Annotated in this window: 21 protein-coding genes; 5 read left to right on the top strand and 16 right to left on the bottom strand. The window is 59.4% G+C overall.

Translation table 11 applies throughout. The annotated features are described in order from the left end of the window. Positions 1-4 precede the first annotated feature (4 nt). The gene (locus LAO20_14260) at positions 5-487 is read left to right on the top strand and encodes a hypothetical protein (protein MBZ5532592.1); all 483 of its coding nucleotides are present in this window, start codon (positions 5-7) and stop codon (positions 485-487) included. An 832-nt stretch (positions 488-1,319) separates the two neighbouring features. On the opposite strand, the gene LAO20_14255 is transcribed toward LAO20_14260, so the two are convergent. The 16 genes from LAO20_14255 to miaB form a co-directional block, all read right to left on the bottom strand. Beyond that, complete coding sequence (locus LAO20_14255) at positions 1,320-2,627, bottom strand: hypothetical protein (protein MBZ5532591.1); 1,308 nt, start codon at positions 2,625-2,627, stop codon at positions 1,320-1,322. After that, a complete protein-coding gene (locus LAO20_14250; protein MBZ5532590.1) occupies positions 2,627-2,833 on the bottom strand; it encodes a hypothetical protein in 207 nt (68 codons plus the stop codon). Before LAO20_14250 ends, LAO20_14255 begins: the two co-directional genes overlap by 1 nt. A gap of 217 nt (positions 2,834-3,050) precedes the next feature. Continuing rightward, positions 3,051-3,290 (bottom strand): hypothetical protein, encoded by a 240-nt coding sequence (locus tag LAO20_14245; GenBank protein ID MBZ5532589.1) that lies wholly within the window; start codon positions 3,288-3,290, stop codon positions 3,051-3,053. Next, positions 3,287-5,047, bottom strand: coding sequence for a ParB/RepB/Spo0J family partition protein (locus tag LAO20_14240; GenBank protein ID MBZ5532588.1), 1,761 nt, complete (start codon positions 5,045-5,047; stop codon positions 3,287-3,289). The genes LAO20_14245 and LAO20_14240 overlap by 4 nt, the downstream gene beginning before the upstream one ends. A gap of 44 nt (positions 5,048-5,091) precedes the next feature. Further along, positions 5,092-5,454, bottom strand: coding sequence for a hypothetical protein (locus LAO20_14235; GenBank protein MBZ5532587.1), 363 nt, complete (start codon positions 5,452-5,454; stop codon positions 5,092-5,094). A gap of 187 nt (positions 5,455-5,641) precedes the next feature. Beyond that, a complete protein-coding gene (locus LAO20_14230; protein ID MBZ5532586.1) occupies positions 5,642-5,905 on the bottom strand; it encodes a hypothetical protein in 264 nt (87 codons plus the stop codon). Beyond that, a complete protein-coding gene (locus LAO20_14225; protein ID MBZ5532585.1) occupies positions 5,898-6,101 on the bottom strand; it encodes a hypothetical protein in 204 nt (67 codons plus the stop codon). The genes LAO20_14230 and LAO20_14225 overlap by 8 nt, the downstream gene beginning before the upstream one ends. Further along, positions 6,089-6,310: a hypothetical protein gene (locus LAO20_14220; protein MBZ5532584.1), complete on the bottom strand. Its 222-nt coding sequence runs from the start codon at positions 6,308-6,310 to the stop codon at positions 6,089-6,091. The genes LAO20_14225 and LAO20_14220 overlap by 13 nt, the downstream gene beginning before the upstream one ends. Further along, a complete protein-coding gene (locus tag LAO20_14215) occupies positions 6,307-6,549 on the bottom strand; it encodes a hypothetical protein (GenBank protein ID MBZ5532583.1) in 243 nt (80 codons plus the stop codon). The genes LAO20_14220 and LAO20_14215 overlap by 4 nt, the downstream gene beginning before the upstream one ends. After that, positions 6,546-6,704 carry a hypothetical protein gene (locus LAO20_14210; protein ID MBZ5532582.1) on the bottom strand — a complete coding sequence of 53 codons (159 nt, stop codon included), beginning with the start codon at positions 6,702-6,704 and terminating at the stop codon, positions 6,546-6,548. Before LAO20_14210 ends, LAO20_14215 begins: the two co-directional genes overlap by 4 nt. Before the next feature lies 1 nt (position 6,705). After that, the gene (locus LAO20_14205; GenBank protein MBZ5532581.1) at positions 6,706-7,173 is read right to left on the bottom strand and encodes a hypothetical protein; all 468 of its coding nucleotides are present in this window, start codon (positions 7,171-7,173) and stop codon (positions 6,706-6,708) included. Further along, entirely contained in the window at positions 7,170-7,367 is a 198-nt protein-coding gene (locus tag LAO20_14200) for a hypothetical protein (GenBank protein MBZ5532580.1), read from the bottom strand. Before LAO20_14200 ends, LAO20_14205 begins: the two co-directional genes overlap by 4 nt. Positions 7,368-7,371: 4 nt before the next feature. Further along, a complete protein-coding gene (locus tag LAO20_14195; GenBank protein ID MBZ5532579.1) occupies positions 7,372-7,833 on the bottom strand; it encodes a hypothetical protein in 462 nt (153 codons plus the stop codon). Continuing rightward, positions 7,834-8,379 carry a hypothetical protein gene (locus LAO20_14190; protein MBZ5532578.1) on the bottom strand — a complete coding sequence of 182 codons (546 nt, stop codon included), beginning with the start codon at positions 8,377-8,379 and terminating at the stop codon, positions 7,834-7,836. 376 nt (positions 8,380-8,755) lie between these two features. Continuing rightward, positions 8,756-9,076, bottom strand: a complete 321-nt coding sequence (locus LAO20_14185) for a hypothetical protein (GenBank protein ID MBZ5532577.1) — start codon at positions 9,074-9,076, stop codon at positions 8,756-8,758. An 11-nt stretch (positions 9,077-9,087) separates the two neighbouring features. Beyond that, on the bottom strand, positions 9,088-10,542 hold the full coding sequence (gene miaB, locus LAO20_14180) for a tRNA (N6-isopentenyl adenosine(37)-C2)-methylthiotransferase MiaB (protein ID MBZ5532576.1): 1,455 nt from the start codon (positions 10,540-10,542) through the stop codon (positions 9,088-9,090). Between the two features lie 25 nt (positions 10,543-10,567). On the opposite strand from miaB, the gene LAO20_14175 reads away from it, so the two are divergent. The 4 genes from LAO20_14175 to pdxS all read left to right on the top strand — a co-directional run bounded on the left by LAO20_14175 (position 10,568) and on the right by pdxS (position 13,977). Further along, entirely contained in the window at positions 10,568-11,143 is a 576-nt protein-coding gene (locus LAO20_14175; GenBank protein MBZ5532575.1) for a methyltransferase domain-containing protein, read from the top strand. 168 nt (positions 11,144-11,311) lie between these two features. Next, entirely contained in the window at positions 11,312-11,794 is a 483-nt protein-coding gene (locus LAO20_14170) for a PaaI family thioesterase (protein ID MBZ5532574.1), read from the top strand. Positions 11,795-11,805: 11 nt separating this feature from the next. After that, positions 11,806-12,951 carry a hypothetical protein gene (locus LAO20_14165; GenBank protein ID MBZ5532573.1) on the top strand — a complete coding sequence of 382 codons (1,146 nt, stop codon included), beginning with the start codon at positions 11,806-11,808 and terminating at the stop codon, positions 12,949-12,951. A 105-nt stretch (positions 12,952-13,056) separates the two neighbouring features. Continuing rightward, positions 13,057-13,977: a pyridoxal 5'-phosphate synthase lyase subunit PdxS gene (gene pdxS, locus LAO20_14160; protein MBZ5532572.1), complete on the top strand. Its 921-nt coding sequence runs from the start codon at positions 13,057-13,059 to the stop codon at positions 13,975-13,977. The last annotated feature ends 56 nt before the right edge of the window (positions 13,978-14,033 follow it).

Below are 14,033 nucleotides of genomic sequence, written 5' to 3'. Positions count from 1 at the left end.
AAACATGATCACCTTTGATCCCAGCACGTGGCCTGGTGGTGACTTGATCTGGACCGTCTGCCAGGCCATCGCGTCGGCAGAGGGCGCCAACGTTCCCGGTGCACCTCCAGATCGCTACAACAACCCTGGGGACCTCAGCAAAGGCGACGAACACGGCCAACCCGTCTCTGGCTACGTGACACTGCCAGACGGTGAGATTTTGATTGTGTTCGCCAGCAAAGAGGGCGGCTGGCAGGCGCTTCGCGAAAAAATCACAAACATTGTCAACGGGACCAGTTCCACCTACTCGCCGCTAATGACCTGGTCACAGATCGCGAAAAAGTACGCGGGCAATTCCGCGGCATGGGTGGCCAACGTGACGGGGTTCCTGGGCGTAAGCCCCAACGATGTGTTTGCAAACTACTTTGCAGGGGGCGGCGGCTCAGGGGCAGCAGCTCCTGGGCTTCCCCGATCTAAGCCAGGTCCAAGTAGCAAGCGCAACTGTTGACCCTGGCGTTGTACTCAGCTCGCTGCCGGCGCCGGTGTGGATCGGGCTGCTGATCATCGGGGGATATTTTCTCCTGGACGAATTGCTGGACTGAGGCATGGTGATTGTTGGAACGTGTGAGTGCTGCCGGCGGTTGGAAAACGATACGCGATCTAAGCTGGTCCAGTGGTGTGAACTCTGCCGGGCCTGGCTGTGTGATCGTTGCCGGGGTGATTGGGTTAGACGCATACGCGCGGTTTTAGCAGGCTGAAGTTTTTGGGGTTGGGGTTGCTTTTGCTCTTCGCCGGCGTTCACGTGGGACCTGGTGGGATCTATCCCGTGTGGCATCTGGATTGCACCTCCCGTTCGTTGGGAGGTTCTGCGGGTTTGGGGCGGAGCCCCAAAGGGAAAGAGCGTCACGTTCTTGGTGACGCTCCGCTTTCCACACCATGCACAGCGAGGAAATCTAGCTACTACTCTAGATAAGGGGTCTGAAGGTCTAAAGTCTAAGAGAAGACAGGGTTTTTCGCACGCCCAACTTCTGATTTTTCGCACCGTGGTTTGCGAAGGATCGCACTGTCGTACTCCGAGAAAACGCACATTGTTCTTGAATATTCACCGTGGCCTGTGGATTTTATTCGCTCCTGGCGATGCCACGGGTAGGGGAGGGCGGGATCGGCCCGACCGGGACGTTTTTCCAGAATCTACCTGGTAAACTTTTGCCCATAGAACAATAGGCGAAAGTTAGAGTATAGCAGCCATCCATGCGGGGACGCAAAAAAAGCGCGGCGGGGACAACTCTCCCGTCGCGCTCCCTGGTGCCAGGCCAGGAAACTGGTGTAAAGGGATCAAATCACTCGAGGTAAGAGGGTAGAAGGGCCTTGCGCGCGTCACGCGGGACCCCGTGGTGAGCAAAACGACGGTACAGCTCATTCCAGAAGGCTTTTAGGGTGTGCTCCTTGCCTCCCCATTCCTTCAGCAGCTCCAGGTGGACCTGGTCAGCCTTCCAGGCAGCGGACTGGTCTGCCAGCTTCGCCTTGGCCTCCAGGAAGCGTTGCCGCTCGGCCAGGCACATCTCGTGCTCCATCAGCCGGCCGGGCATCCAGATGATCTTGTCGGGATCGCTGGACGTGATGCGCACCTTGCCGGCAATGTTGGCGTGGCAGGACGGGCAAACCTTGGCTTTGGCCAGCACTGGACCGCCGGCGCACGATGGACACGCCCCGTATTTGTCGCCGTCCACAACCTTGATGAACAGCAGGGCCTCAGCTTTTCGCTGATACTTACGCAGGGTGTCTTCGTCGCATCCCATGCGTTGTGCCATCTTCCACTGCGGGATCTGGAGCATTCCCGCGGGCTTGTGCTTGCGCACGATCTTGTCGTCATTGTCGCGCAGCTCAGGGATCTCGTCTTCAATGCCCCACATCTGAAGCAGCGTGAGAAAGTTTCGGCCGAAATCTGGCAGTGAGCCTTTGAACACCTTGCCCTTGCCCCCGCACGTGGGGCATTCCCCCTGGAAGGGAAGCCGCGCCTGGCCCATCTTGCATTCACAGGGCACCACGTCGGGCAGGGTGGGATGCCAGATGACGGCGTCAATGCGCTTGAAGCCGTTGACGTGGGCCGTGGAGTCAAAATTTTTCGTCCCATATTTCTCAGCGGCGTCACGGGCCGCGCGGCAAGGATCGTTCTTGCCGCCCACGGCGCCCTTGGGGCCTTTGTACAGGTTGGGGGCGTTGAATCGCGGCGTGACTTCAAACAACTCCGCAACGGGTTCCAGCGATCGCAACGCCAGCTTGCGGCGCCCAACCCGCACTCGCTTGCCCTGCGCGGCCGCGCGCCTGGTTTCTTCCATCGAACGCTTTCTGCGCTGGGCTTCGTCCCATTTCTTTGTCCCCCTGGACAGCTTGCCGATGCGCCGGCTGATAGTCTCACGGCGCACGCCGTTCATCGCTGCCAGCCGGGCGTGGGTGACTTCACTGAAGTGGATCTCAGGCGCGTTCCACTCAGGCAGGGCGCGCGCAAAGATTTTGCTGAAGTAGAGACTCATGGCCTCTTTTTTGTAGGGGCCAACATATCCCTCGATCACCCTGGGGACGGCGCGATCGGGGCCGCAGTCCTCGGGGACGCCCAGCATTCGCAGATGGTGAGGAGTCTTGGCCATCAGTCTGTGTACACCGTCCAGTTAGGGCCGCTGAAGTTTTTGATTGGACCGCCGTTTGCTTCGGGGGGCGGGTTCTTGATGATCAGCGCCAGCGCCTGGCTTGGATCGTCCGTTGCTAGCGCGAACGTTCGGCCGAAATAGAGATTCTGTTGTCGGCCGTTGGGGTGTGCCCACCACTCCGCCTCGTATCTAAACTTTTGGTTCATTCTCCCTGCTCCTTGGTTTAGAATCAGGGGGACCAAAGCCCACTAGCGGGTTGGCGTCCGGTCCCCTGATTGGCTAAGTTCTAAACAAAAAAGGAAACGTCCTCCCTTCGTCGTCAGATGCCCCGCCTGTTTCAGCGGGGAAGCTCTCAGCAACGCGCGGCTAGCATCGCCACCGCCAGGGCCGCGATCAGGCACAGCGCGTTCAGCCAGAATTTGCTCATTGCTTGGGCCTCAACACGAGCAACGAAACCGGCGCAACAGATGTCCCGCCTTTTTCCAGGAAAAAGCTAGCCCTGTCGGCAAACTGATACCCGGCGACGTGGCAAGCGTCCACCGCTTCCTGCATCGTGGGCCTAATAAACTCCGCCACTACCACGCCTCCCTTGAGAAAAGCGACGCGGTAACTCATGTTCGGCGTGGACCCTTGTTCCACCTCAAACTCCCTGATCGCGATCATGCGGCCTTCTTCGCCTTCCCCTTTCTCTTGGCTATGTGGGCGAGAATGCCCTTTGTGGCCGATGCGCGAGTCACCTTCGCAATCGTTTGCGCCGGCTTGGCCTTCGCCTTGGGTTTGGGCTTGGCCTTGGCTGCTTTCTTGCGCGCATCAATCACGCGCCAGTTGGCCTGGAGTGGCGCGGCCGCGGCCTTGTGGATCTTCACCAGGTTCACCTTGTGGCGTTTGGCGAATGGCTGCAACTGCACCTTGCTGTCGCGGCCTATGTAGTCTGGCAGGCCAGGCAGCACGTTGTCTGCGATCGCCATTAGAGCCATGAACGCTGCAACGTCAGGCGGCTTTAGCGCGGCGATCTGTTTGGCGGGCGTGGATGGGCCGTACCAGCTCGTGCTGGTCTTCCAACCCATTGCGGCCAGGACAGGATTACGCAGCCGGCGGTCCATTCCTTCAAACATGGCCAGCGCCACGTCCTTCAGGTCCTGGTCTTTCAGCGACTTCACACTCTTGCGTAGCTGTGCCGTGGCGGCGATCCTGAAAGCCTGGTCCAGCTTCTTGTTGCGCTGCTTTTGCAGCATGGCCTTTTTCTCAGCCTCGCTCCGGGGACGGGAAGGAATGCGGCTGGCGTTTGGCTCCACGTCTCTGCCCCAATGTTCTTTGCACACGTTGGTGGCGATGCACACCTCGATCTCCGTTCCACGTTGCTTGCCATCAAGGATCAAGCCGGGACCGGAATATTGGCAGCTCCCAGGCTTGACCTCTTTCCAGTCACCAGCAGCTTTGGCGCCCTTGGGGGGTGCATGCGACGTGGAAACGTGAATGACTTCCTCACGGGCTTTTTTCGCGGCCTCCTCGATCTGGACCAGGTTGCGGCTCACCTTGGTTTTCCAGCAATCGCCATCGGTGCAGATGGCGCGTTTCCCGCCGTTCTTGCCTTTCAGGTCCTCCGGGTCCACCAGGTTGGGATTGACCGCGGTATTTTTCTGGCAATCAGTGCAGGCGCCGGCGCCAGGGAAGAGCTTGGGGTCTTTTTTGTCGAACGGCGCCGCGTCCAGAAAGTGATTGCACTCCTCGCGAATGTGGTCCTTCAGGTCGCGTACTGAAACTTTGGAGTACCTGGACGCATGTTCGTACCAGTCCAGGATTCTCTTTTGCTCCGCGGCGGTGCGGCGGCAAACTTCGTAAGCGTGGCTGAGCGACATATCGCCATTGGCCAGCAGATTCTGGCCTTGCTTGGACAGGTTGCCCAGGGACAGCGTTTGCTCCACGGTGCGCTCTTTGCGCCCCAGGCGTTCCACCATGCGCTTTTTGTAATCGCCCAGGCCGTCTGCGAGGTAGGCGTCTCTCAGCCGGGCATACGCCGCGGACTTGCCCAGCGGGTCCAGATCCTCACGCTGGTCATTTTCAATGGTCTGGATCTCCAGCGCCTGGATGTCAGTCAGCTCGCGGACCACGGCTGAGATGTGTGTGCGGCCGGCTTTCAGCGAACAGTGGTAGCGACGTTCGCCGGCAACAATCTCATAGGCGCCCTTGATCTGAAAAGAGCTGCCTTTTACTCCTGGGGTACGCAGCAAGATGGGCTGCAGGACCGCGTGCGCGCGGATGCTCTCGACCATTTCGCTGTCCCGTGCCGCGTCATAGGACCGGCCGGGGTTGGTTTTGGATGGCACGATCTTGCTCAGCGGGATATTGACGCTGGCCGTCTCGCTGTCTGGCGGCGGTGGCGCCGCGGTGGGTCTTTGCTCGATTGCTGATGTAGACACTTTCGTCACCTCCTGTTCAACCAAAACATTTGGGATTTATATACTTAAGTCCCTAACCCTTTTGCGGCCATGCGATCACGCCACTCTTGTGCCGTGACAGAGGGAGTGCCAAATTGTCCCTGCACCCCGCCGCCGAATTCCAACCCTTTGCGAATAGTTTCAACCATCAAAGCATGATGTTCGATGGCTTCCGATTCACTGGCCAGCGGTGCATGGTACAGGCCAGTAATACTGACCTCCCTAAAGACCATGACTTCAAACGGCCACGGTGTTTCGTCAACGTAATCCGCATCGCTGAATGGCCCTCTCGTGTCGTTTGCTCCACCACCAGCGAGAGTCTTCACCGTGCTAATCCTGAATGTGCCCAAAGGCCCGGTTACTTTTTCACTTCTCAACACTGTTGACATTCGCTCCCTCCACGGTACTCATGTATATAATTCCCAAACATTTGGACTAGCGGGACCCGCCGGCACGTGCTGCACATGTACCGGCCTTCTTTCCCGTCACCGCAAAAGACGCAAGCGGCGCGCGGGGAAAAATCTGAAAACAGCAGCAGCGGCGGCTCTGTGCTGGCCGGCTTGTGCAGGAGTTGGGTCATTTCCTGTTCCCTTCAGCGTCGCCGTTAGCGTCGCGATCATTCCAGCCCTTGAGGTACCCCGCGTTCCACGTGGCCGTCTCCTGGATCGGGTCGAAGCCGGGCCGCATCACGCGCCCAGCGTCGTACCCCTTGTTGCACGTCAACGCGGCCTTGCTGATGTCGTGATGGCGCAGGCGCCATCCCAGGAGAAAGCCCAGGACCGCAAAAGACCCCATGACGAAAAAACACCAGTTGGGCGCGTTGCGGATTGCTTCAGCCATTGCCCCTGCCTTGCCGGTCCAGGACCGGCGTGGTTTCCACGTGGTAGTGCGCGAACGGGTACCGCGCGCAAAGACACGGCCGCGGCCAGGGAACGCTCTCCGGCTTCAGTTCCAACGACGGCGCGTGTTTGCGCTGATACTCGAAAACTCTCCGCGCGGCATACGCTTCGGGCCGTTCGCCGTTCATCCTGGGCATACGTCCCCCTTGGGCAGGTTCTTCAGCACCTGCTGGCCCCACTTCCATTCCTCGAAGTGGGCAGCGTCAACGTCTTTTTTCTCCTTGAGGTGCTCGAACAGCAGCACCACGGATTCCAGCGCGGTGGACCCGCCAAAGTCCTGCATACATGCGGGACAGCGCACCTCGAACAGCGGGGACGCGGGTTTTTTGTCGGCGCCGGCGCTCATGCTTTTTCCACGTCCCTGGTGTAAACGTTCAACGTTGGCAGTGGCGTGGGCTTGCTGCTCACCAGCTTGATCCGCTGCATGATCCCTTCCATCGCGCGCACGTGGCCTTCAACGATCCGGGCGTAATCGTGGACCTTCTCCTCTGGCCCCTCAACTTCCACGATCACCAGGACTTTCTTTTTCTTCATGCGGACGATCTCCAGCGGCGCAGACGTTTGCGCCAATCTGAACTGGCTCATTGCAAAACCCTCCCATGAACGGCCGGCAACTCCAGCGCGGCCGCTTGTTTCCACGCCGGTCCCTGGTAGGCGGCGCGCTCCAGATAATCGTCAACCCACCGCACCACAGCCGCGGTGAATCTGTCCACGTAATCCAGGGCGGAGTGGTCGTCCACCTTAAAACCCCCTGCTGCGCTGCTGGGCGTACTGAGCGATCCCCGCGGCTGATCCGCCGGCGCTGATCCACATGGGGATGCGCTCCAGCTTGTGGTGTCCGGTGCGGTGCAGCAGATACGCTCCGCCGGCGCCCAGGGCGCTGAAAATCGCATTGAAGGTGGCGACGCCGCGGCAGGAATTAGTGGACAGCCAGCCTTCCTCCCATCGTCCCGTTTTCAAAACGCGGCAGGTGATCACCGCGTCCGTCGCACGCAAACTCACCATCGCGCCCAGTGCGAAGGTGTTTGATTTGTCCAGAAAGCGATGCTCTGGAAAGTAGTTGCCGGCGTGGACCGGCTGAGGTTTGGCCTGGGGCGCGTCGGGAAGATCCTCAGCGTTGCAGGACTTCACGCCCAGGCCGCACAGCAGCAGAATCACGATCGTCGCCAACGCGGCGCTGGTCGCAGTTTTCAGGTTTACGTCTTTCACGGGCTTTCTTCCTTTCGTTGTTGGGTGCAGGGGATCACCCGGATTACTTCTTTGCCGTCGCTGCCCAGCTCGTACACAGCGACGCGGTGGATGTGCTTCTCGCACCCGATGTCCAGCTCCGCCAGCGCCAGCGCGTCTTGCGCCGTCACCGCGGTCACGGGAATCAGCCGGCCCACGTCCACCAGGTAGTGCATGGCCTCAGCTCTCCACGGCGGCAAGCCGTTTTGGTTTTTTCCCTCCGCCTCGGTTGAAGCTGCCTCTGCGGTTGCCTTTGCTCACGCGAGACAGCCAGGTGCGCGCCATCCTCAAGATTTGGGCCGCGCGTTGTTTGTTGCCGGCGCGCCGTATCGCCTCAGCGGTAACGGCCTGCTCATACGCGGCCGTTGCCTGCTGGTAGGACAGCCCCAGGTCTATCGCCGCGGCCGCGGCTGGGGTCATGGCCGGCTGCAACGCGCTCCAGCGTTTCCTTTTGACCACCACAGAAAACCACCTGGGCGCCATCTTCAGGATCTTGGCGGCGCGGTAGTCGCTATCGGTTCGCCGCATCGCCTCAGCAGCAAGACTGGTCTGGAAAGCGCACTTGGCTTCGTCGTAGGACAGCCCCTTGTCTATCGCCGTGGCGGCTGCTGGAATCATGGCCGGCTGAAGTGCTTCGAACACTCAGCACCTCCTTTTCGCCTGCGCGTAGCTTGCGGCCGGCGCCGGCGGTTTCTTTTCCCCAAGGTCAAAACGGGGCAGGGCCGCGGGACGTGCAGCCCCTGCGACGGCCGCGACCTCTGCCCCTACCGCGGGAGAAACTTTTTGCTTGGAACACTGCGAACAGTGGCGCCGCTTCGCCGGCGGCGAATCAGGGAGATGGACGCCGGCCGTAACGCGGTGGCCACACTCCAGCATCTCGTAATCGGTGGCCACCATCCCCAGGCGACGGTCGCGGCGCTCCTCATGAAAACGGCCCACGATCTTCTTGAGCGGTGAATCCAGCATTTGCTGGCGCCAGAAGGTGGGCGCTTTTGGCGCTAGGGACACGTAGGCGAAATTCGCCGCGATAGGCTTACGCGGCGGCAACGCGCCGTAGATGGCGACTGCTGCAACCTCCCAGGCGTCCTGGTACTCGCGCAAAAGATCGTGGCGGTGGAATCCCCGGCACACGTCCATCATGTCGCGCAGGTAGTCAAGAACGCGCTTGGCTCGACGGGCACAAACCATGCGACTCCTCCCGGATGAACGGGAAGAAAGCTGAGTCGTTTCGTGTGGGAAAAAAGTGGGGGAAGAATAGACGCTCGGGCTGGGGGCTTGCAATTCAGAATCAGAAAACGGCGCCTGCCAGGAGAAGCCCGTATCTACGAAGCAGGCGCCGTGGATGCCGGCAGCGATCGCGTGGAAGTCCTGTGAGGTGTCGAGCGGTGCCGGCAGGTGGCCGCTTGCAGTGGCCGGGGTAGCCACCGCGAGCGACAACGCGAAGAACCAAGTGGAGCCAAAACGCATCCCAGCTTCCTTGCGTCTTGCTTCCTCCCGTCCCGCTCAACGTCTGATAACGTATATTATGTAAAATATGCCAAATCCCAGCCCAGGACGTGCCCAATTAGACCAAGTCAGCCTCATGCAGTAGCCGCTTCAGGTCTTCCCTGAACTGCTTCAGGGCCTCAATCATCTCGGCCGTAGCTTCGATCTCTTCCTGCTTATGCACGAAGACCTTACGTCCGCCGCGCTCTACCAACGGCCCCAGGCTTTCGCCCATGCGCCTGCCGACGTTCCCCAGAATCTGGAGCCCGTCCGGTCCTGGGACAAGGAACGCGACGTATCCTTCCCGCACAACGCCGATGGCCTTGGGAAAGCGCTCAAAAGTTTCGAGTTCGAAGCCGGCGATATAGAGTCTCTGTAGTTGTTCTTCAGGCCGAGGCATCGGTGACCCGCTCAAACCACCATCTCGCCCACCAGGCTGTTGGGAAAGCTCTTGGTGACCATGACATTAGTGTAACTTCCAGTATTTGGCACAGCTTGTCCGGAAACAGTGAAGTTTAACGTTATATTTTGTGAGGTGCGGCCAACGACCTGTCCGCGGGCCTCGTTCAAACCCTCAACCATCACTTCAAAGATCCGCCCGACCTTCTTCTCATAATTAGCCCGTTGGATTTCACGCTGGCGGTCCAGCAGAATCTGTAGCCGGCGGGATTTCTCGGCGTCTGGGATGCTGTCATCCATGCCGATGGCCGGCGTGTTGGGACGCGGCGAGTACTTGAAGCCGAAGACGGCATCGAATTGGCCCTCGTGCATCAAGGTAATGGTCTCTTCGAATTCAGCTTCCGTTTCGCCGGGGAAGCCAACGATCAAGTCCGTGGTCAGCGATATGTCCCGCTTGGCGGCCCTGATCCAGGCGATCTTCTCCAGGTACATCTCGCGGGTGTATTCCCTGTTCATGGCCTGGAGCACGCGCGACGACCCACTCTGCACCGGCAGATGGACGTGGTCGCAGAGCGTCGGCAAGGCGTCAATGGCCTCCACGATGTCCCGGCTGAAATGCCGCGGGTGCGACGTGGTAAAGCGCACGCGACGGATACCCGGCAGCTCACCCACGGCGTAGAGCAGTTCGGCAAAAGTCTTCTTCGCCAGCGGGTCGGCGTAGGCATTTACGTTCTGGCCTAGAAGCTGAATATCGGTATAGCCCAGGTCGGCCATCTGGCGGGCTTCAGACAGCACGGACTCTGACGTCCGGCTGCGTTCTTTGCCGCGAGTGTAGGGCACGACGCAGTAGGCACAGAACTTGTCACAGCCCTCAATGATCGTGATGTAGCCGCGATGCGGGTTGCTGCGGGCAGTGAACTCGGTCTCAAACGTCAGATCGGTCTCGCGGTCGTCCAGGCCGGTGACGCGATTGTTCCCTGCTTCCAGCTGCACCAGCATTTGCGGCAAGTTACGATACGACGCCGATCCGGCCACCAGTGAAACATACGGCGCCTTCTCAAAGATTTTTTCGCCTTCCTGCTGCGCCACGCAGCCCAGGACGGCAAACTTCTTGCCCTGCTTCTGGTATTTCTTGTAGTCGTTGAGGCGGTTGAAGACTTTTTGTTCGGCTTTGTCGCGGATGGAGCAGGTGTTGTAGAGTACCAGGTCGGCCTCTTCCACGGTCTGCACCTGGCGATACCCATGGCGCAGCAGCGTCCCGATGACTTTCTCCGAGTCATGCACATTCATCTGGCAGCCAAAGGTCTCGATGTAGAAAGCCTTCTGGCCCGCAGTGTCTCGTGAAGACGCGTTTTGTGGAATGTCAGGCACTTGTGCCAGTATAGCGCAAGGGAAAATCAACCCCCGCAACGGAGAATGGAGGGCGCAGAGAAAAACAATGGAGTGCTGGGCGATGTGTTCCAGCATCGGTTTGTGTCCTCTCTGCTAACGAATGCGACCCGGAGAAAAAGCTCGTTGGGACACCCGTTACACTGAAGGCCCAGGATCATGGACCGAGCCTGATGACTTCCTGAAGCGCGTTTACGACGAATTTCTGGTCAACATCGCGCCGGGGAAAGCCCTGGATCTGGCCGGCGGCGCCGGAAGGAATTCGCTATTTCTGGTTCAGCGCGGATGGCAAGTGAAGCTCGTGGACATCTCGGAAGTAGGGCTGGGGTTGGCGAAGGAAAAAGCTGCTGCACACACCCTAACTCTGGACACGGCAGTCGTGGATCTGAACACCATCACCGATCTGGGGAGCGAGTTGTATGACGCGATTGTGGTGTTCTACTTTCTCAAACGCGAACTCTTCCCTGCCATCCTGCGCGCGCTCAAGCCCGGCGGGTTCTTGATCTATCGGACGTACACGATTGACCGCATGAAAGTCCCCGGCGGACCGGACGATCCGCGATATTTGCTGCAGCCGAATGAGCTACTGCATGCTTTCTCGTCTCACATGCGCGTGCTGCATTATCACGAAACACTGGAAGGCAAAGCTGCGGCGGAGCTGGTGGGGAGGAAGAGCTAGAACACTCGTAATTCATGTCGCGACGCTCCAAACCGCCGTCGGCTGTTGTCCAAATGCGATGTCCTCTGCGCTCGCAACGACGGCCTCAGCACGCAAGTCGGCTTCGCCCTGAAACACGTCGTGTCGCCGTGATGGATTCGCTGGCGGTGCTAGAATCAGCTTTCTTCCATGTCCAAGCACAAACCAGCCCCCGGCCACTCAGAGCATATCGGCAAAGACCATCCTGTGCAGAACAACTGCTTTGCCTGCGGCAAGGGCAATGCCGACGGCATGCAACTCGACTTCTTTTTTGACGAAGCCGCCCGAACGGCCTACTGTAATTTCAACCTGGCGAAGAAGTACCAAGGGCCTCCGGGGCACGCGCACGGGGGGATCATCGCCGTGATATTGGATGAAGCCATGGGCAAAGTGAACAAGTTGCGCAACGTGATCGCCCTGACCAAGTCCTTGAACGTGGAGTACATGAGGCCGGTGCCTCTAGGCAAAGCGCTCACCGTGACCGCGCGCGAGCGGCAAGTGGAAGGGCGCAAGCACACTAACGTGGCCGAAATCACGGACGAATCCGGCGCTCTGCTGGCCCGCAGCAGCGGCACGTTTGTGGCCATCGACATCAAGAAGATGTTCTCGCAGCACCTGCAGCCGGAAGACTAGGAAAGGCGACGATGGTACGAACCTCGAAAGAACCTCTCAAGGCTTGCATCCTGGTTTTGGTGCTTCTTCTAATCAATGCGCCAGTGGCGAAGGCACAAGAGATCCGTCCGGGCGTCTGGGCGGGCAGCAAGGTTGAAAGTCTTTCGCTTCCCACCCAGGGCTACCAGGCCTACCTCATTGGCGAACTGCACGGAATAGAAGAAACCGCAGACTTTTTGCTGCAATATCTCGCGCTACTCCACAAAACATCAGGCTTGCGCGATGTTGCGCTCGAAGAAAAGAGCGTTTACGAAGACCAGGCGCAGGCCTATGTGGAGGGCAGATCAGACACTCTGCCGGTGACGCTCTGTCTTCGCGTCGGAATTCTTGGCCGAATCAGGACGCTCAATGCCGGCCTGCAAGAATCCGAACGCATCCGAGTTCACTTTGTTGATATTGATTCCCCGGCTCCGGCAATTCGGCAGCACCTGATCGCCCTTAAGAAACAAATTCCCCAGGCGGCAGGCGCAAGGATTCCTGCGGCAGACCAAATCAAAACACATGGGCTTCAGACCGTCGCTCAACTGAAACGCTTCCCCCTGGATTCGCGTGTAAGCTCTGAGCTTCGCACTGTCGAAAGCTCGATACGTGCCTACCAGCAGGGTTTTGAAGTAGGAACCGGTCAACTGACGGGCAGTCCTTATCTCGAGGAGCGCGAGCAGGCGGTGGCGAGTAACATCGAGGATCTGGTGCATACCCGCGAGGTTCCGGCCCTCCTGGTGCTCTACGGGGCTGATCACATTACGAAAGCAATGAGGACGGACGGAGGCACAGCAAGAAATCAACCGTTCGCGCCCATGGCTCTGCGTCTGGAGCAAGCCGGCGTCAAAATATTTTGCATAGAGACACTTCCTCTTGCCGGGGACACGTTTTGGAGGGGCCGGCATCAACCTGTCTACTACGAGGCAAAAGACAACCGCCTTGCCTCCGGTGAGACGCTCGATAGAGTCCTGGCCAGCGCGCCTCAAGCCCAATTCATCTATGTGCCGCAAAGGCAACGCGTGGTTCTGGCTCCGCAGGACGCCAACAAATGGGTCATCGATGCCTTGATTCTCTTCCCGTCCGGCACACCCATGACAAACCATTGCCAAGCGCGCCCTACGCGAATCAAGCCTTAGGAACCCGAGCGTCGAATGCATCAAAGACAGGTATCGCGCTAAAATAGATGGTTCACACAACAGTTGGGCCTGCGGCGTGAGGCCGCGGTTTCAGGAGTTTGGCTTATGTCAGAACTGAACGGTAACAACACCAGCTTGCGGCTCAAGACGGGCCTGGCGGAGATGCTCAAAGGCGGCGTGATCATGGACGTGACCGATGCCGCGCAGGCGGCAATCGCCGAGAAGGCCGGCGCGGTGGCGGTGATGGCCTTGGAGCGCGTACCCGCGCAGATTCGCGCCGAGGGCGGCGTGGCCCGCATGGCGTCCCCCAAGAAGATCCGCGAGATCATGGACACCGTCTCCATCCCGGTCATGGCCAAGTGCCGCATCGGCCATTTTGCTGAAGCGCAGATCCTGCAGGAGCTGGGCGTGGATTACGTGGACGAATCCGAAGTCCTCACGCCAGCCGACGAAGCCCATCACGTGGACAAGCACGCCTTCAAGGTCCCGTTTGTGTGCGGCGCGCGCAACCTGGGCGAAGCCTTGCGGCGCATTGCCGAAGGCGCGGCCATGATTCGCACCAAAGGCGAGGCCGGCACGGGCGACGTCGTGCATGCGGTGAAACATCTGCGGCAAATCGTTCGCGAGATGAAACAGCTCACCGTACTTTCTGATGAAGAGCTCTATGCCCAAGCGAAAGACCTGCAGGCTCCCTACGAGCTGGTCCGCATGGTGGCCAAGGCCGGCAAACTGCCGGTTCCGAACTTTTCGGCCGGCGGCATCGCCACCCCGGCGGACGCGGCGCTGGTCCGGCAACTGGGAGCGGAAGCCGTGTTCGTGGGATCGGGAATCTTCATGTCCGACTCGACGACTTTTGCGCCTCCCGCGGAAGCGGAGAAACGCGCCAAGGCGATCGTTCGCGCGACCACGCACTTTGACGATCCTAAAGTGTTGCTTGAAGTCAGCGCAGACCTGGTCGGCGCGATGAAAGGCCTGGCCGTGGCCGCGATGTCTGAGGCGGACATGCTGCAGACCAGGGGATGGTAGAGTCAGAATTTTCACCACGGAGGCACGGAGCAACAGCCGTATTAATGTTTTATTCC

This window comes from Terriglobia bacterium, assembly GCA_020072815.1.
Classification (GTDB): Bacteria; Acidobacteriota; Terriglobia; order Terriglobales; family Acidobacteriaceae; genus Angelobacter.
Note: the sequence above shows the minus strand (reverse complement) of the source record. Positions and strands in the feature narration are given on the sequence as shown.